The sequence below is a fragment of the Deinococcus apachensis DSM 19763 genome, from assembly GCF_000381345.1.
In the GTDB taxonomy this organism is placed as follows: domain Bacteria; phylum Deinococcota; class Deinococci; order Deinococcales; family Deinococcaceae; genus Deinococcus; species Deinococcus apachensis.
The window spans coordinates 192,678-209,980 of sequence record NZ_KB906402.1; the positions used below are offsets into that span (position 1 = coordinate 192,678).

Here is a 17,303-nt window from a genome sequence, read left to right on the forward strand (position 1 = left end):
AGGTTTTGAACCGGTACCAGGGCGGCTCCTCCAGCCTAGGGTCCACGGTGACCGTCGTCTTGCCGTCAGCCTCGCGGGCAGAACCACCAAAGCTCCTCGCCTCGGGGAATCGGCCCATCTCCCCCTTTCCCCGCCCGGCGCGGCCTTAAGCCCCGCTGTACGCCCTCACCAGCAGGGCGGCGTTGCTTCCGCCGAACGCGAAGGAGTTGCTGAGGGCGTACTCCACTCGGCACGGGCGGCAGCCCTCCGTCACGTAGTCCAGGTCGCACTCCGGGTCGGGCACCCGGCAGTTGAGGGTGGGCGGCACCACCTGGTCGCGCAGCGAGAGCACGGTGCTGATGAGTTCCAGGGCGCCGCTCGCACCCATCGCGTGCCCCAGCGCCGCCTTGTTCCCGACCACCGGGACGCGGGGGGCACGCTCCCCCAGCACCTTTCTGATCGCCCGGGTCTCCGTCTTGTCGTTGAGGGGCGTGGCCGTGGCGTGGGCGTTGACGTAGTCCACCCGCTCGGGGTCCACCCCGGCCTGACGCAGGGCCCGCCGCATGGCGAGAACCGGACCGGCGGACTCGGTCTGGGTGAGGTGGTGGGCGTCCGAGCTGGCCCCGTAGCCCACCACTTCGGCCAGAATGGTGGCCCCGCGCGCCCGTGCTGAGCGTTCGGCTTCCAGCACCAGGATTCCGGCGCCCTCACCCAGCACCAGGCCGCTGCGGTCCGCGCTGAAGGGACGGCAGGCCTCCTCCGGGGGGCCCACCCAGTCGGAGAGCACCCGCAGGGCCCGCCACGCGCGCACGACGGCGGGGGAAAAGGGGCTGTCGGCACCACCCGTGACGGCGACGGGCACCGCGCCGCTGGCGACCAGGCCAAAGGCGTGCCCGATGGAGTGGGCGGCCGACGCGCAGGCGGCGTCCACCGAGAGCAGCGGGCCCTGAAAACCGTGGTGGATGGAGATGTTCGCGGCGGGCGCGACGTTCATGGACAGCGGGATGGTGAAGGGGCTGACTGACTCCTGCCGGTAAAAGGCCTTGAACGAGGCCTCGCTGGCGCTGTAACCACCGATGGAGCTGCCCACGATCACGGCGACCTCCTCCCGGTCCACGCCTGCCCCTTCCAGGCCCGCCCGACGCACCGCCTCCCGGGCGGCCACGAGCGCGAGGTGCGAGGAGCGGCTCATCCGGCGCGCCGCCTTGGGGTCCAGGTAGGGCTCAATGTCCCCGCCCGGCACCGTGGCGGCCACGCGCAGGCCCAGGGTCTCCCTCTCCGGATCCGCCAGCCCTCGGACCCCCGTGTGCCCCGCGAGCAGTCGGCGCCAGAACTCCTCGACCCCCGAGCCCAGGGGGCTGCATACACCCACACCCGTTACCACCACTCGTTCCATTCGCCGCTCCTCGCCGTAGTTGGTCTGTGAACTGTCCAAGACTTGTCGACGATGCCCGCGACGGTTCGCACTCCTTGTGTCCTGGTAGCGCCATGATAAGCCGCGGCTGCCCGGAAGCTTTTCCAACCATGGGGCCCCGCCTGTCCCGGCAGGAGCCCCACCTGGCGGCGTTCGGCCGAACCCGATTCCATCGTTCGTTTGAACCTGCCCCCACCGCTCGGGATCGGGCGGGCTGCGGTTGAAACGAACGATGCGCCGCCCGGCCCTTTCCCCCTACGGTACGGCCAGGTCGCCAGGCACGCGCCAGGGGCCGAAAGGAGCCAAAACGTATGCCCTTTTCTCCCTCCACCCGGGCCGCCGCGGCGGGTGTCCTGACCCTCTGCGCCGCCACGCTCGCCGCCCCCGAACTCCTCCGGGCCCAGGCCCAAACGCGCAGTACGCCGACCGCCCCGTTCACGGGCCTGTGGTTCATCTGGGAGGACCACGACCACAGCAACTACCCCAACGTGCACGTCCGCCACGGTCCGAATCCCGGGGTGCTCAACCTGGCGCCGGACGGCACGCTGACCGCCTACAACACCTCCTGGTCCGACAGCCCGCTCATGGTCGGCCGCTGGACCGCGCGGGGGGGCACCGCCTACTTCAGCGCCGTGATGCTCAGCAGCGACGATCCGAAGACGAACTGGGGCGCCGCGCCCTTCGACCGGCTGACAATCCGCGGCGCCCTGCACCTTGACGCCCGAGGAACCCTGAGCGGGGCGGAGGTGGCCGAGGTGTTCCTGCCGAACGGCAAGTCGCAGGGCCTGGACCGCGTGCTCATCGACAAGGGCTGGCGCGTGGCCGAACCCGCCGCCTTCGACCCCATGGGGGTGACCCTCACGCCCCGGCCCGAGGTCCACGAGGCTGCCCCGCAGGGGAGGCAGTGAGCGTTTCTGAGCCGCCGGGCCACATCCCAGGAGCCGCCATGCGACCGACCTTCCGCCATGTCCTCACCGCCGCCCTCATCGTCCTGCTCGCCCCGGCCAGCCGTTCCCAGGCCGCCCCCGCCCTCGACCCCGATCTGGTCGGCGTGTGGGAGAACGCCGGGGAGGACCTCGAAATGGTGTTCCTGCCCGACGGCCGCACCTTCAGCCTGAACACGATGGCGGGCAACAAGGTCGAGGGCGAGCCCGGCACCTGGCAGATCAAGAACCACAAGCTCGTCATCGACTGGCTGATTTCCGGCGTGGAGCGTGAGGACTACGGCGTCACGGGGGACAGCCTGACCCTCGGCGGCTGGCTGAACCTGGGGCGGGTCGGGGACGCGGGGGACGCCGCGAACGAGTACACGAAGCGTATGGGGCAATTCGCCGCGATTGCCCGGAAGTGGGCGGGGCAGTATCCGGTGGGCCCCGCCAGGGCCACCAACGCCAAAGACGACCCCCATCCCGAGCGGGCGCCCAGGAACGTCACCGTCTACACGGGGGCCGGGCTCGACTTCGAGGACCTGACCATCCTGACGGGCTCGTACAAGGACCCCTACCAGCAGGTCCACGAGTACCAGGTCGGCCAGGCGGTCGAGTTCTTCCTCTTTCCGAACGGGCGCTTCTGGCACCAGAGCTGGATTCCCAAGGGGCTCGACGCCAACTTCCAGCCCATCCACGAATTGACGAGGGTGTGGGGCAGCTACAGCGTGAAACCGGGCGGACCCGTGGACGGTGACGCCGTGACCCTCAAGTTCGACGGCGGCGACACGCAGACGGTGAAGGTGCTGGGCGGGCGGCGTTTCCTGAAGTCGCCGAACGTTCTGTATTTCAACCAGAATCCCAAGCCGAACGCGGGGGAGGAGCGGCAGTTCCAGTAGGGACGGCACAGGAGGACCCATGCGCTCACCCACCCCCTTCATGGCGCTCTGCCTCGCCGCCCTGCTCGCGCCCGGCCCGGCTCTGGCCGATTCGGCCACCAGGGTAGGGGCGTGGACGGTGCGGACCTACACCAGCACTCAGCCGCCCACCGTCTCGATCTGGGTTTCCGCGCGGAACGGGGACCGGCTGGGCTTCTCCTGCCCGGGCGGCAGGCCAGCGGCGTTCTATGAGGTCCAGGCGCCCTTCCTGGGGGACGACGGCACAGCCCCCGCCGAGGACGAGGCCCTGCCTGTGAGCTGGCGCCTGGACGCGCGTCCGCCCTCGGCCCCGGAACGCTGGGGCATGGTGCAGACGCGGGCGGCCCTCGCCATTCCTGGACGCACCGCCGCCACGCTGCTGTCGGGTTTGGGACAGGCCAGGACCCTCACCCTGCGCGTGGGAACACGTCCCCCGGAAACCTTCGACCTGCGCGGCGCCTCCCGGGCCCTGCGGCTCCTCCCCTGCTCCACACCGTGATTCCCCACAGGAGAACCGATGAACAAGTGTGCCGCCCTCGCCCTGACCGCCCTGCTCTCCCAAGTCCACGCCGCCCCCACCCTCGACCCCGACGTGGTCGGCGTCTGGCAGAACTACGGGGATACCCTCGAACTGTCTTTCCTGCCCGACGGGCGCGTGTTCGTGCTCAACACGCAGTCCAGCAGCAAGGTGGCGGCCCAGCCGGGCACCTGGCAGATTCAGAACCACAAGCTCGCCTTCAACTGGCTGGTGAGCGGGCCCGAGCCCCTCGACTACGGCGTGACGGGGGACGGGATGACCCTGGCGGGCTGGATCGAACTGCGGCGGGTCGGGGACGCGGGGGACGCCGCGAACGAGTACGCCCGGCAGTACGCGGCCGCCGCAGCGAACGCCCAGGGCTGGCAGAAGAAGTATCCGGTGGGTAAGGCCCGGCCCGGCAACCGGGACAAGGACCCGCATCCCGAGCGCGTGAATCCCGGCGCGACCGTCTACGCCCCGCCCTTCGTGCGCTTCATGGACATGACAATCCTCGACCGCGCCTACGTCGACCCGAACAATGTCAACCAGTCCGACCAGTACCAGACCTTCCAGGCGGCCGAGTTCTTCTTCTACCCGAACGGGCGCTTCGTCCACTCGGTCACGCTGCCGGGGGGGCTAGACGCGACCTTCCAGCCGAGATACGAGATGACGACGACCTGGGGCCGCTACAGCGTGAAGCCGGGAGGGGCGCTGGAGGGGGACACCGTCTCGCTCCAGTACGACAGCGGCGACACCGGGACGGTGAAGGTGCTGGGCGGTCGGCGTTACCTGCGGGCGGACGACATCCTCTACCTCAATCAGAATCCCGCGCCCAAACCCAGCCAGGAAGGTGCGCCCCGGGGATGACCCCCCGGCCGCATCATCGGCCAGACATGCCCGGGGGGGTGAACTGGGGCCGAGCGGGGTGACCCGCCCCTGGAGGACAGACGATGCGAACACCACTGTTGATCCTGGGAGCGGTCCTGGGGCTAGGCCTGGGGGCGCACTTAGCCTGGGCCGCCCCCACTCCCCCCGCCGTCACCCTGGACACCCGCCCGCTCGGCGTGGCCGTACACAAGACCGTCCTGCCCGCCCACCGGGTCAACCCGGAAGACCCGCTCGACTGGGGGCACGCCGCCGCCGTCCACCTCGCCCTGGGTCCCCAGGACCCCGCCCGTCAGGAGGCGGCGCTCTCGGTCTACCCCGTGGCCGGACTCGTCGCGGCGAACCCCGGGGACCTCGGCCGCGAGGTCCAGACCCAGCTCGGGCGGCTGCGGACCCTGCTGAAGAGCTGGCCCGCCCGGCCTTCGGGCGAACTCCCCTACCTGCTGGGTCCCCCCGCGGATCAGGTGTTCGCCACGGCGGTGCGCTACCTCGATTTCCCGGGCGGCAGCGGCGTGCGCTACCTGACGATGTATTCGAGCGACGTGTCCCCGGTGACGAGTGATCGCCTCTTCTACACCTTCCAGGGCCTGACGGAGGACGGGAAGTACATCCTGGTGCTGACCTACCCGGTCTCGACCCGGCGGCTTCCGGCGAACTACGATGCGGTGCCCCCTGGCCAGCGGGACGCCCTCGCGCGCGGGGTGGGGTACCCGGCGTACCTGTCCCGCACGGCACAGATGTTGGGTGCGACCGGGCCAGCGGACTTCTCCCCATCGCTCGGCAAGCTGGACGCGGCCGTGCGGGGCATCCGGGTCGGGCCGTGACCCCTCCGAACTGGCGGTGAGCGAGTCGGTCCACGCCGCTCTTCACCACAGGGGCGAGGGGCCACTCGAACCCCCGGCACTTGCCCGGGTGTTCTGGCGTCCGGGCAGGCCGGTCTCACCCGGGGCCTCAGCGGCGGGAGCGCACGACGAGGGCGTTGGCGATCTGGCGCCCGCCTGGCACGACCGCCCGGCCCCCGCAGACCAGCCCGCTCGACGCACCCCCATCCAGATTCATGGCGTTCACGGCCCCGAGCGCCCGCATCGCCTGGGCTTCCTCCCGGATCGTGGCGCCCGGAAACGTGACGAGCAGGAGGTCGCCCGCCGCGGTAAAGCCCACCGCCGACCGCGCCCCGCGGGCCGTGAGGATCTTGTCCTGCCGGAAGCCCTCCGCTGAGGGATCGGCGACGACGCTCCCGTCGCGAACGAGCAGGGGTCCCGCACCCAGACTGAAGCGGGCCCCCAGAGGCGTGCCATCTGCCTCCTCGACCCGGTAGTCGGCGCGGCGCCCAGGGGTGAACCGCCCCGCGAGTTGCCGGACCTCGCTTCCGGCGAGGGCGAGCACGAAGCCGTCCGCCGGAATCTGGGCCGCCTCGCCCCGAACCGCGCGCTCCACCACCCCGTTCCGCACGATCACGGCCACGTCAGGCACGAAGCGCAGGCGCGGGCCGTAGTCGGGCGTGTAGAGGTAGGCGTAGTTGGCGTTCGAGGGCGTCTGGTTGACGTTGTAGGCGTACCAGTTGTTGGGGGAGGCGCCGGAGCCGTCCAGCGTGCCGCGAATCCGCAGCCCGTCGCGCGCGAAGCGCACCCGGCCGTCCTGCAGCACGTCCAGCCGGGTGCCCACCGTGCCCAGGTGGAGCACCCGCCCCCCCACCACGAGCGTCCCGTATGGCTCGCCGCTCTGCCCGGCATACGCCGCGAGAAAGGTGCCGTTGATCGCGCAGGTGGCCCCGGACCGCGCCGCGATCTGCGCGAGCGGGGCATTCGAGGCCACTCGGGGCCCAGCGAGGGCGACGCTCAGGTCGTAACGTCCGGCTGGAAAGCGGACGGACGTGACCGCGACATTGGCCGAACCGGCGCGGACGGTCTGCCGCTGCACGGCGGGTTGTGCCAGGGCAACGCCGAGGGTGAGCGCGAGGCCCAGGCCGCCCAGGCGGACGCAGCGGGCTGGGGATTGGGTCATCCTCCACTTCCTTTCCGGTGACCCCAGTCGTGGCCGGAGCCCCGGCACGGTGCGGCACCCGGTCTCTGGAGACGGACAGTCTAGCGCCTGGGGGACGCTGGCGAAGACAAAGGGGGGGAGACGGCCCAGCGGCACGCCCACGGTCAGGAGGAAGCCGCTAGAGTGCGCCCATGTTGGTTTCCGCCAGGGACCCCTCCAGCCGGGCCGTCCTGCAACTCCCCGAATTTCGCGCCATGCTCCTCGCCACGCTGTGCAGCACCCTCGCGGGCCGCGCCGTGGCCCTCACCGTCGCCTACCAGCTCTATCAGCTCACGAAAAACCCGCTTACGTTGGGCATTCTCGGGCTGGTGGAGGCGATCCCAGCGCTCAGCCTGGCCCTCTTCGGCGGGGTGGTGGCCGACCGCAACGATCGCCGCCGCATCCTGCTCACGACGACCACCATCGAGGTGGGGTGCGCGCTGCTGTTTGCCGGGTACGCCCTGCTGGGGGCGGGCGCGGGGGTGGGGCCCATCCTGGCGCTGGTGTTCTGCCTGGGGCTGGCGCGCGGCTTTTCCGACCCGGCCCTCCCGGCCTTCGAGGCGCAGGTCGTGCCGCGCGAACTCCTGCTGCGGGCGTCGGCCTGGCAGGCGAGCGTGTGGCAGGCGGCGGCCATCGCGGGTCCGGCGGTGGGGGGCGTGTTGTACGCGGCGCTGGGGGCGCGGGGCGCGTACCTCTTCGCTGCCGCGCTCTTCGGGGTGGCGCTGGGATGCGTGGCCTTTATCCGGCCCAAGCCGCGGCCCCACTTCGTGCCCGGCGAGCCCGTGTGGCAGAGCATCAAGGAGGGGCTGGCCTTCGTCCTGCGGCGGCAGGTCCTGGTGGGCAGCATGGCGCTCGACCTGTTCAGCGTGCTGTTCGGGGGCGCGGTGGCGCTGCTGCCGGTGTTTGCCTCGGACATCCTGCGGGTGGGGCCGACCGGCTTGGGGCTGCTGGTGGCCGCGCCCAGCGTCGGGGCGCTCGCGGTGATGCTGTACGCGACCACCCGACCGCCGGGGAAGAACGCCGGTCGCACCCTGCTGGGGGCCGTGGCGGGCTTCGGCGTGTGCATGGTCGTCTTCGGGCTGTCGCGGAACCTCGCCCTCAGCGTGGCGGCGCTCGTGCTGGCGGGCCTCTTCGACGGGATCAGCATGGTCGTGCGCCGCGCCACCCTGCGCCTCAAGGCTCCCGACCACCTGCGCGGGCGGGTGAGCGCGGTCAGCTCCATGTTCATCGGCGCGAGCAACGAGCTGGGCGCCTTCGAGAGCGGGGTCGCCGCCAGCCTGCTGGGCACCGCCCGCAGCGTGTGGCTCGGCGGCCTGGTCACGCTGCTGGTGGTGGGCGTGACGGCGTACCTGGCGCCCGAGCTGCGCGCGATGGACCTCACGGACGTGGCGGAGGACCGGGGCTGAAACCGGGAAGGAGGAGGACTGCTCCAGGTGACCCTGATTCCTGAGACAGGCGTTCTGCGTCCCAGCCTCCGGACCGCCGAGGTTCACCCCTGCCCGGGGGAGCCTGGCCCCTCGCCGCCCCGCGGGGGCTGGGGCACGGTCCGGGGGCGACGGCCCGGCGACCGGTGCTCGGCCACCCGCACGGCGTTGCGCCCCGTGGCCTTGGCAGCATACAGCGCCTCGTCGGCGGCCTGCAACGTCAGGTCCAGCCCGGTGTCGGGATCGAGCGGCGCCACCCCGAAGCTGGCGGTGGTCCGCAGTCCGGGCGCCACGTCCGCCCAGTCGAGGTCGGCCAGGACGGACCGCAGGCGCTCGCAGCAGGCCAGGGCCTCGCTCAGGCTAACGCCGGACAGGATGACCACGAATTCCTCCCCGCCGAAGCGCGCCAGGCAGTCCACCTGACGGAGCGCGGCCGTCAGGTCCCGGGTCACCCGCCTCAGCACAGTGTCGCCCACGCCGTGCCCGTAGGTGTCGTTCACCCGCTTGAAGTGGTCGAGGTCCATCAGGGCGACGGCGCTCCCCTGGCCGGGCCGCACCCGCAGCCCCTCAAGCACCCGCATGGCGTGCGTGCGGTTGGGCGCCCCCGTGAGCGGGTCTTTCAGGGCCGCCTCGGCCAGGGCCGCTGCGCGGACCTCCGCCTCGCGGGCCTGCTGCTCGATCTGGTGGACCAGGGCGCGCTGCTGGTGGTAGGCCCGGAAAAGGTCCTCGACCCGGCGCGTCACCTCCTGCTGCGCCTCGAAGGCGTCCTGAAAGCGCCCGGTCCGGGCATAGGCCTCGGCCAGCGCCTCACGTCCCCGCGCGGCCCAAAGGTCCTGCCCGCCAGCCTCGAAGTGCCGCACCGCCTGTTCCGCGTCGCGGATCGCCTCCGGCCACCTCCCCGCGTGGGCCGCCAGGCGGCTACGCTCCAGCAGCGCCCGGCCGAGCAGCAGCAGGCTGCCCGTCTGCCCCGCGAGCCCCACATGCTCATCGGCCAGGCGCCGGGCGGCGGGCAGGTCCCGCGCCCAGACGGCGTGGCGGGTCAGCGCGTCCAGGATGGACAGAACGTGCAGGGGCTGCGTCAGCGCGGCGCGGTCGGCATTCCACCCGCGCAGCTCGGCGACGGCGGCGAGGAGCTGCGCCTCGACTCCCGCGCGGGCCGGGCCGGGCACCTCGCCCGCGCGGAGCGCCTCGGCCGCGCTGGTCACGTAGTTGATCGCAAAGGCCTGCCGCATCTCGCGCGAGTCGCCCAGGTCCAGGCCGCGGGCCTGTGGGGACGCCTGCAACTCGTGCAGCCGCGTCAGGGCCGCGCCGTACTGGCGGCGCTCCAGCTCGTGGTGGGAGGCGTTGACCGCGACCAGCGCCACCCCCCGGTCGTCCCCGGCCTCCCGCGCCAGCCGGTCGGCCTGCTGGAAGTGGACGGCGGCCCCCAGGTCGTCGTACGCCTCGGCCTGGACGAGGGCCAGCGCCACCTGCGCCTTGGCCTGCAGGGACGGGTCGCCCGCCGCCCGGGCCAGGTCCAGGCAGGCCAGCGCGTGGGTCATCGCCACCGCTACGTCGCCCGAGTCCAGCGCGGCGTACACCACCTCGCGGTGCAGGGCGGCGAGTTCGGCGGGCGGCGCCCCCGCGTCCCGGCGGGCGGCCAGGGCGGATTGCCGGGCCTCGACCGCCGCTCGCAGGGGGGCGGCCCCTGACGCTGGGGGGAGGCCGGACATCAGCCGCATTCCCGGGGGGCGCCGCGGTCCCGCCCCGCGCCCCCGCTCATGACGGCAGCCCCAGGAACGCCTGCACGACCCGCGGATCGAACTGGCGCCCGGCACCCCGGGCCAGCTCCGCCCGCGCCGCCTCGGCGGGCCAGGCGGGCTTGTAGGGGCGGGGGCTGATCAGGGCGTCGTAGACGTCGACCACGCTGAAGATGCGGGCGAGCAGGGGGATGTCTTCCCCGGCCAGGCCGTCCGGGTAGCCCGCCCCGTCCCAGCGCTCGTGGTGCGACCGCACCACCTGCCGCACCTCGCGCGGCACAAAGGCCTCGTCGCGGAGCATGTCGTCGCCCACCACCACGTGCGCCTGCATGGCCTCCCGTTCCGCCGGGGTGAGGGGACCGGGCTTGCGCAGAATCTGGTCGTCCACCGCCACCTTGCCCACGTCGTGCAGGTACGCGCCCCAGCGCAGGTGTTGCAGCGCGGCGGGGGACAGCCCCAACGCCTCGCCCAGCCGCACGGCCAGCCCGGTCACGCGGTCGGTGTGCCCGAAGGTCTCGCCGTCCCGGCGCTCCAGCACCCGGCCCACCCCCCGCAGGGCCGCCTCGCGCATCCGGCGCAGATGCTCCACGCCCGCCGCCCGCTCCGTCGCCCGGTCAATGTGCGCCGCGACCATCTCCAGCAGGGTCACGGTCTCCGGAGAGACCTCATGGACCTGGCCGAGATGGGCGAGCCCGATGACCCCGCCCACCCGGCCCCGCGACCGCAGCGGCGCGGCCAGGGCCGTGTGGATCTGATTCACCGCGACCGGGGACGCCTGGCACCAGCGGGGATAGTCCGGCACCACCAGGGTGGACTGCGTGTCCAGCACCTGGGCGACCAGCCCCGTCGGGGCGTGAGGCTGGTGCAGGCGCACGGCGTTCAGGTCACCCTCACCCAGGTGGCCCGCCAGCACCGTCAGGGCGACCTGCGACTCCCCACACCGCTCGAACACCGCCCCGGTCGTGAAGCCGCTGAGGTCCAGCAGGGTCTCCAGCGCCCGGCGGGCGATTTCATCCGGCGTCTGCAGGGACTCCAGCTCCGCGGACAGCCGGGCCAGCTGCTCGAAGCGGTGGGCCGTCTGCTGGGCGCGTTCGAGGGCCAACCAGCGGGCGTAGGCCACCCCAGCGGCCTGCCCCAGCAGGGTCAGCGTCTGCGCGTCCCCGTCCCCCAGCGTTTCGGCACTGTCGGTGGTGTCGATGGACAGCACGCCGATCACCTGCCCGTCGGGGTCGGTGAGGGGCACGCCCAGGTACATCCCCGGCCGGGCCTGGCCCGAGATGAAGTGCGCGTCGGCGCGGGTGTGCGCGTCGGGCGCCAGATACGCCTCCCCCGCCACGAAGACCCGCCATGCCAGCGCCTCCCCCCAGCGAAAGGTGCGGCCAACGGCCTGCTCGGCAAGGTGACCGGCGGCGGCGACGACCTCCAGTTCCTCGCGGCACGGGCGGTGCAGCAGGGCGAGCACCGTGGTGGCGCGGGTGGCCTCCAGGGCCAGGGTCACGCACCGGCTGAACACGTCCTGGGACGAACGGGCCAGGTGAACCAGGACATGCGCGTCCAGAACGGGCTTGGGGGTGGGCAGCGTTTGGCTCATGGTCGTGGGGCGGCCGGTCCCGCGGCGCCCCACCCCGTGAACGGGAGCTGCGGCGTCAGGTTGACCACGGGCGTCAGGGTAGGATATTCGGTCATACAGAAGCCTAACGGCACAGACACTTGGGGGGCATGCCGGGCGCGGAAAGCACCCACCCCGCAGGCCGTGACCCCCACGTCGCGCCGTCACGCGCCCGTCCGGGGTACGGTATGGGGAACACCTGCCGCTTCACGGCGGTCTCCGGCTGCCGGTCGGGGACCAGACCCGCCGCCCACCTGTCCTGCCCCCCGAGGTGACCCATGACGAGTGACTTCCAGCCCCGCCCCGCCGACCGGTTCACGTTTGGTCTCTGGACCGTGGGCAACGTGGGCCGTGACCCCTTCGGCGAGGCCACCCGCCCCGGCTTCTCCGCCCCGCACATCGTCCAGAAACTCGCCGAACTCGGCGCCTACGGCGTCAACCTCCACGACAACGACCTGGTTCCAATTGATGCCTCTGCCGGGGAGCGTGACCGCCTCGTCGCCGAGTTCCAGCAGGCCCTGTCGGATCACGGCCTGGTCGTGCCGATGGCGACCACCAACCTCTTTTCCGATCCGGTCTTCAAGGACGGCGCCTTTACCTCAGCCGACGCGAGGGTCCGGGCCTACGCCCTCCAGAAGACGATGCACAGCATGGACCTGGGCCACGAGCTGGGTGCCCAGACCTACGTCTTCTGGGGCGGGCGCGAGGGCACGGAAGTGGACGCCAGCGGGAAGCTGCTCGACGCCCTCGCCTGGTTCCGCGACAGCCTGAACTTCCTCGCCGAATACAGCCAGTCCCAGGGGTACGGCTACCGCTTCGCCCTGGAACCCAAGCCGAACGAGCCGCGCGGGGACATCTTTTTTCCCACGGCGGGCTCGATGCTGGGCTTTATCGCCACCCTCGACCAGCCGGAGCTCTTCGGGGTCAATCCCGAGTTCGCGCACGACACCATGGCGGGGCTGAACTTCGCGCACGCGGTGGCGCAGATCATCGACGCGGGCAAGCTCTTCCACATCGACCTGAACGACCAGAAGCCGGGGCGATTCGACCAGGACCTGCGGTTCGGGGCGGAGAACCTCAAGACCGCCTTTTTCCTGGTCAAGCTGCTGGAGGACAGCGGGTACGACGGGCCGCGACATTTCGACGCCCACGCGCTGCGGACGGAGGACGAAGCGGGGGTGTGGGCGTTTGCACGGGGATGCATGCGGACGTACCTGATCCTGAGAGACAGGGCGCGGCAGTTCAATGAGGACCCGGAGATTCAGGCGGCCCTCGCGGCGTACCGGGTGGAGGACGCGGAACTCTCCAGCCTGACCCGGCAGTTCAGCCCGGAGAACGCGCAGGCGTTGAAGAACCGGACCTTCGACCGGGCCTTGCTGGGTCAGCGCGGCCCCGGGCTGGAACACCTCGACCAGCTCACCGTCGAACTCCTGCTGGGCGTGCGCTGATGGCCGAGGTCACCGTGGGCGTGGACCTGGGGACGAGCGGGGTCAAGGTCGTCGCGCTCGACGCGGCCCGCCGCTCCGTCGCCTCGGCCACCCGCAGCTATCCCCTGCTGACCCCCCAGCCCGGCTGGACCGAGCAGCGCCCGGGGGACTGGGTCGCAGCGGCGCTGGACGCCCTCTCGGAGGTGGCAGGCCTGCTGCGGGAGGGCGGTCACACCCCGGCGGCCCTGGGGCTGAGTGGGCAGATGCACGGCGCGGTGTTTCTGGACGCGGGCGGCGAGGTGCTGCGGCCCGCCCCGCTGTGGAACGACCAGCGCACGGGCGCGCAGGTGCGGCAGATCGAGGCGCGCATTCCCCGGCCCGACCTCATCGCGCGCACGGGAAACCGCGCGGTGACCGGCTTCCAACTCCCCAAGGTGCTGTGGCTGAGGGACGAGGAGCCGGAGGTCTTTGCCCGGCTCGCCCACGTGCTGCTCCCCAAGGACTATCTGGGGTACGTCCTGACCGGGGAGCTGGCGACCGAACCGTCCGACGCGAGCGGGGTGGGGGCCCTCAACCTCGCCTGGCTGGATTGGGACGGGGACATCCTGGGGGCGCTGGACCTCTCCCCCACCCTGTTTCCCGGGGTGCGGCCCTCCACCGCGCGGGTGGGAACCCTGCGGGCGGACCTCGCGGCGCGCACCGGACTCCCGGCCAGCCTGCCCGTCGTGGCGGGCGGGGGGGACAATGCCGCCGCCGGAATCGCCCTGGGGCTCAGCGCCGCGCGGCCCGAGACCGGCTCGCTGAGCCTGGGGACGAGCGGCGTGCTGTTCGCCCCCCTCGCGCGGCCCACCCCCGACCCCGGGGGGCGGGTCCACCTCTTCGCCCACGCGGACGGGGGCTACCACCTGCTCGGCGTGACGCTGGCCTGTGCCGGGGCGTTGCAGTGGGTGCATGACCGCCTGTTTCCCGAGGCCGAACTGGGAACACTCCTGGAGGAAGCGCGGGCCGTGCCCGCCAGCGAGGAGGGCGTGCTGTTCCTCCCCTTCCTGGCCGGGGAGCGCAGCCCGCACATGGACCCTGACCTGCGCGGCGCGTGGCTGGGCCTGAGCCTGGCGCACCGCCGGGGTCACCTCGTGCGGGCGGTGCTGGAAGGAACGGCCTTCGCCCTCGCCGACACCTACGACGTGATGCGGGAGCATGTGGGGCTGCGCTCCCTGCTCGCCACGGGCGGCGGCGCGCGCAGCGACCTGTGGCTCGGCCTGATGGCTGACGCGCTGGGGCTGGACGTGTACCGCACGGGCTCGGCAGCGGGCGCGGCCGAGGGCGCCGCCGTGCTCGCCATGCCCGAGGGCGGGCTGCACGCCCGTCTGGGGGAAGCGATGGGGAGGCCGGACCTCCCGGAAGAGCCCGCCCCGCCCGTCCCATCACACGCGCCGCGCGGGGCCTACACTGCGGCCTTTCACCGCCTGTATGGCGGCCCAGCCTAAACGCCCGGGGAGGAGGGGCCATACGCCGCGCCCCTCCTCCCCGAACTGTCCAGGTCCTACTTCCCCTCGACCCGGATCAGGTTCAGCGACCCCACGGTGCCCAGCGGGCCGGTGATCCAGTTCTTGACCCGGGTGCGGGCGGCAGCCGGGGCCGCGCTGTGGACGATGGGCAGACGGACGTTGGCGTTGTACGTCAGCTCCTGAAGCTGGGCGTACACCCGCGCCTTGGCCTGGCGGTCGAGGGCGGCGCGGCCCTTGCCCAGCAGCGCGTTGATGTTGCCGGGGTCGAAGCCGATGTCGTCACTGCCCGCGTCGCCGTAAAAGGCGCTGTAGAAGTTGTCGGGGTCACTGTAGTCGCCGCTCCAGCCGTACAGGAACAGGTCGAAGCGGCCCTTCTGGCGGTCTTCGAGGTACTTGGCCCAGTCCTCGGTCCTCAGGTTCACCTTGATGCCGATAGCCCCCAGATCAGCGGCGATGGCCTCCGCGACGGGCTTGGGCTGCGGGAAGTAGGAGCGGCTGATGGGCATGTACCACAGGTCCACGGAGAAGCCGTTCGGGTAGCCCGCCTCGGCCAGCAGGCGCTTGGCGACGGCGGGGTTGTAGGTCACCTTGGGCACGTCTTTGGAGTTCGCCCAGTTCAGCGCGGGGGGGAGCAGGCTGTTGTCGGTCGCGCCCAGGTCGCCCCAGAAGGCGTCCACGATGGCGGGGCGGTTGACGGCGAAGCGGATCGCCTCGCGCACCTTGGTGTTGCTCAGCGCCTTGTTGCGGACGTTCATGTTCAGCAGGCCCACGTTGAAGGCGGGCGGCAGCACCAGGCGCAGGTTGGGATCGGCCTTGATCGACTTCGCCACCTGGGGATCGAGGTTGCTCGTGAAGTCCACCGTCCCGGCCCGCAGCTCGTTCAGGCGCTGGCTGGGGTCCTTGATGAAGCGGAAGATCATCTGATCCAGTGTGCTGCGCGTGCCCCAGTAGTTCGGGCTGGGCTTCAGGACCAGCCGGTCCCCGGTGCGCCAGCTCACGTAGCGGAAGGGTCCGGTGCCGACTGCGCCGCTTGCGGGCGTGCCGTACTTCGCACCGAGCTTTTTCACCGCTGTGGGCGAGGCGATCCCGAAGTAGTCGGTTCCCAGCAGGTCGGGAAAGGCGGTGACGCCCCGGCTGAGCGTGAAGCGCACGGAGTTGGCGTTCACCTTGGAAATGGATTTGAGCAGGCTGCCGCTCTGCCCCTTGTAGCCGCCCATGAGTTCACCCCAGATCTCGAAGGTGCCGCCGTAGCGGTAGGGGTTTTTCGGGTCCCACCAGCGGTTCACGTTGAAGATCACGGCGTCTGCATTAAAGGGGGTGCCGTCGTGGAACTTCACGTTCTGCCGCAGGGTGAAGGTCCACTGGGTCGCATTGGCGTTGCTCTTCCAGGCGGTGGCGAGGCCGGGGACGGGGGTCGCGGTACCGGGCTTGAAGTGGACCAGGCGGTCGTAGATCTGAACCTGACCCTGGAGACTGGGGCTGTCGCTGGCATTGCCGGGGTTCAGGTTCACGGGCTCGCCGGGCGCGCCGTACACCAGCGTGCCCGCCGCGAGCGCCTGACCGAGCAGCAAGGTGCCGAGCAGGGGGAGGAAGTTCTTCATGGCATTCCTTTCGCCCGGAGCGGCGGCTCCGAATGACCGACAAGTTTTATCATCTTCTCGTCCGGAAAAGGTTCCTCATGAACCAAAGGTCAGGGTGTGGGGCCGGGACTGATCCGGGCCCCGGGACGGCGCGGCCCGCGAGTTGGCGCACACGCCTGGCCCTCCCCGTCCCGGTCACGGCCTCGCAGCGGCGAGAAGTGCCCCGAGCGGGTCGGGGGCCAAAGCGGACACGGCCGCCACGTCAGGTCTTTACAGAGTAAATCCAGCAGGATGGGCGTCCTGGGCCTGCTGGCGCACTGAAGTCCCAGATCGGGCGCGCAGGCCGCGCGGCGTTCGACCACCCGTCATCGCAGCACCTGCACGACCAACAGGGCGATCAGGACGATCCCGAAGGCCATGGGCGTCATCCAGAAGGCGTCGTGACGCTTCAAATGCCAGAGGTAGCGGCGCACCCGATATTTCATTCCCCGAGGATCAGCCTGGGGGCGTTACCGGAACGTCTCTCCGCTGGGGGCGGGTCAAGGGTGATGCCCGCGGCACCGCGCGCACCCAGGCCTGCAGTGTCACCAGGGGGGGTCTACCCGTCCTCCCGCCTTCCCGCGCCAGGGTGCGTACACTGGCGGGGTAACCGCGCAGACCCCACCGACCTCCCTGCCGGATCACGCCCAGAGGCCCGTTTCCCGCCCACTCCTGGGCACCCGCATCGACGCGACCAGCTACGCCCAAGCGGCAGCAGACGTGATCACCTGGGCGCAGGCCGGGGGCCCCCGCCGGGTCCACGCCGCCAACGTCCACATGGTCATGGAGGGAGTGGACGACCCCAACTTCCAGGCCGTCACCAACTCCGCCGACTTGGTCACGCCCGACGGGATGCCGCTCGTCTGGGGGTTGAAGCTGCTGGGGGTCCGGGACGCCGAGCGGGTCTACGGCCCCACCCTGACCCTGCATGTCTGCGAGGCGGCAGCCAAAGCGGGGGTGCCCATCGGGTTGTACGGCGGCACGCCCGAGAGCCTGGGGGACTTCCGGGCTTTCCTGGAGCGCCAGTTCCCCGGCATCCAGGTGGCCTGCACGATTGCCCCGCCCTTCCGCCCGCTGACGCCCGAGGAGGACGCCGAGGACGTCCGGCAGATCCTCGCCTCCGGGGCCCGCATCCTTTTCGTGGGGATCGGCTGCCCGAAGCAGGAGTGGTGGATGTACCGTCACCGCGACCGGCTGCCCCTCACCATGCTGGGGGTGGGCGCGGCCTTCGACTTCCACTCGGGGCGGGTCCGGCAGGCACCCGGGGCGATGCAGCGCCTGGGGCTGGAGTGGCTCTTCCGGCTGGCGATGGAGCCC

General features: G+C 71.6%; 14 protein-coding genes. 9 read left to right on the forward strand and 5 right to left on the reverse strand.

The features are described from left to right. Positions 1-145: 145 nt before the first annotated feature. The gene (locus tag F784_RS0110710) at positions 146-1,375 is read right to left on the reverse strand and encodes a beta-ketoacyl-[acyl-carrier-protein] synthase family protein (protein ID WP_019586729.1); all 1,230 of its coding nucleotides are present in this window, start codon (positions 1,373-1,375) and stop codon (positions 146-148) included. A gap of 329 nt (positions 1,376-1,704) precedes the next feature. On the opposite strand from F784_RS0110710, the gene F784_RS0110715 reads away from it, so the two are divergent. The 5 genes from F784_RS0110715 (at position 1,705) to F784_RS0110735 (ending at position 5,462) form a co-directional block, all read left to right on the forward strand. Further along, positions 1,705-2,301 carry a hypothetical protein gene (locus F784_RS0110715; RefSeq protein ID WP_019586730.1) on the forward strand — a complete coding sequence of 199 codons (597 nt, stop codon included), beginning with the start codon at positions 1,705-1,707 and terminating at the stop codon, positions 2,299-2,301. A 38-nt stretch (positions 2,302-2,339) separates the two neighbouring features. Further along, positions 2,340-3,218 carry a hypothetical protein gene (locus tag F784_RS0110720; RefSeq protein WP_019586731.1) on the forward strand — a complete coding sequence of 293 codons (879 nt, stop codon included), beginning with the start codon at positions 2,340-2,342 and terminating at the stop codon, positions 3,216-3,218. A 19-nt stretch (positions 3,219-3,237) separates the two neighbouring features. Further along, complete coding sequence (locus F784_RS0110725) at positions 3,238-3,735, forward strand: hypothetical protein (protein ID WP_019586732.1); 498 nt, start codon at positions 3,238-3,240, stop codon at positions 3,733-3,735. Positions 3,736-3,753: 18 nt separating this feature from the next. Next, positions 3,754-4,620 carry a hypothetical protein gene (locus F784_RS0110730; RefSeq protein ID WP_019586733.1) on the forward strand — a complete coding sequence of 289 codons (867 nt, stop codon included), beginning with the start codon at positions 3,754-3,756 and terminating at the stop codon, positions 4,618-4,620. Between the two features lie 83 nt (positions 4,621-4,703). Then, on the forward strand, positions 4,704-5,462 hold the full coding sequence (locus F784_RS0110735) for a hypothetical protein (RefSeq protein ID WP_157465182.1): 759 nt from the start codon (positions 4,704-4,706) through the stop codon (positions 5,460-5,462). A gap of 127 nt (positions 5,463-5,589) precedes the next feature. Here F784_RS0110735 and F784_RS22955 read toward each other — a convergent pair whose 3' ends face one another. Next, on the reverse strand, positions 5,590-6,642 hold the full coding sequence (locus F784_RS22955; RefSeq protein WP_019586735.1) for a phosphodiester glycosidase family protein: 1,053 nt from the start codon (positions 6,640-6,642) through the stop codon (positions 5,590-5,592). A 170-nt stretch (positions 6,643-6,812) separates the two neighbouring features. On the opposite strand from F784_RS22955, the gene F784_RS0110745 reads away from it, so the two are divergent. Further along, the gene (locus tag F784_RS0110745) at positions 6,813-8,066 is read left to right on the forward strand and encodes an MFS transporter (protein ID WP_019586736.1); all 1,254 of its coding nucleotides are present in this window, start codon (positions 6,813-6,815) and stop codon (positions 8,064-8,066) included. An 83-nt stretch (positions 8,067-8,149) separates the two neighbouring features. On the opposite strand, the gene F784_RS0110750 is transcribed toward F784_RS0110745, so the two are convergent. Continuing rightward, the gene (locus F784_RS0110750; RefSeq protein WP_019586737.1) at positions 8,150-9,796 is read right to left on the reverse strand and encodes a GGDEF domain-containing protein; all 1,647 of its coding nucleotides are present in this window, start codon (positions 9,794-9,796) and stop codon (positions 8,150-8,152) included. Between the two features lie 46 nt (positions 9,797-9,842). Further along, the gene (locus F784_RS22960; RefSeq protein ID WP_019586738.1) at positions 9,843-11,414 is read right to left on the reverse strand and encodes an HD domain-containing phosphohydrolase; all 1,572 of its coding nucleotides are present in this window, start codon (positions 11,412-11,414) and stop codon (positions 9,843-9,845) included. Between the two features lie 296 nt (positions 11,415-11,710). Between F784_RS22960 and xylA the strand changes: the two genes are divergently transcribed. After that, the gene (gene xylA / locus F784_RS0110760; RefSeq protein WP_019586739.1) at positions 11,711-12,880 is read left to right on the forward strand and encodes a xylose isomerase; all 1,170 of its coding nucleotides are present in this window, start codon (positions 11,711-11,713) and stop codon (positions 12,878-12,880) included. Then, a complete protein-coding gene (xylB, locus tag F784_RS0110765) occupies positions 12,880-14,346 on the forward strand; it encodes a xylulokinase (RefSeq protein WP_019586740.1) in 1,467 nt (488 codons plus the stop codon). The genes xylA and xylB overlap by 1 nt, the downstream gene beginning before the upstream one ends. Positions 14,347-14,402: 56 nt before the next feature. Here xylB and F784_RS0110770 read toward each other — a convergent pair whose 3' ends face one another. Then, a complete protein-coding gene (locus tag F784_RS0110770; RefSeq protein WP_019586741.1) occupies positions 14,403-15,968 on the reverse strand; it encodes an ABC transporter substrate-binding protein in 1,566 nt (521 codons plus the stop codon). A 738-nt stretch (positions 15,969-16,706) separates the two neighbouring features. Here F784_RS0110770 and F784_RS0110780 point away from each other — a divergent pair. Next, a partial coding sequence (locus tag F784_RS0110780; protein ID WP_019586743.1) for a WecB/TagA/CpsF family glycosyltransferase occupies positions 16,707-17,303 on the forward strand: 597 nt, incomplete at its 3' end.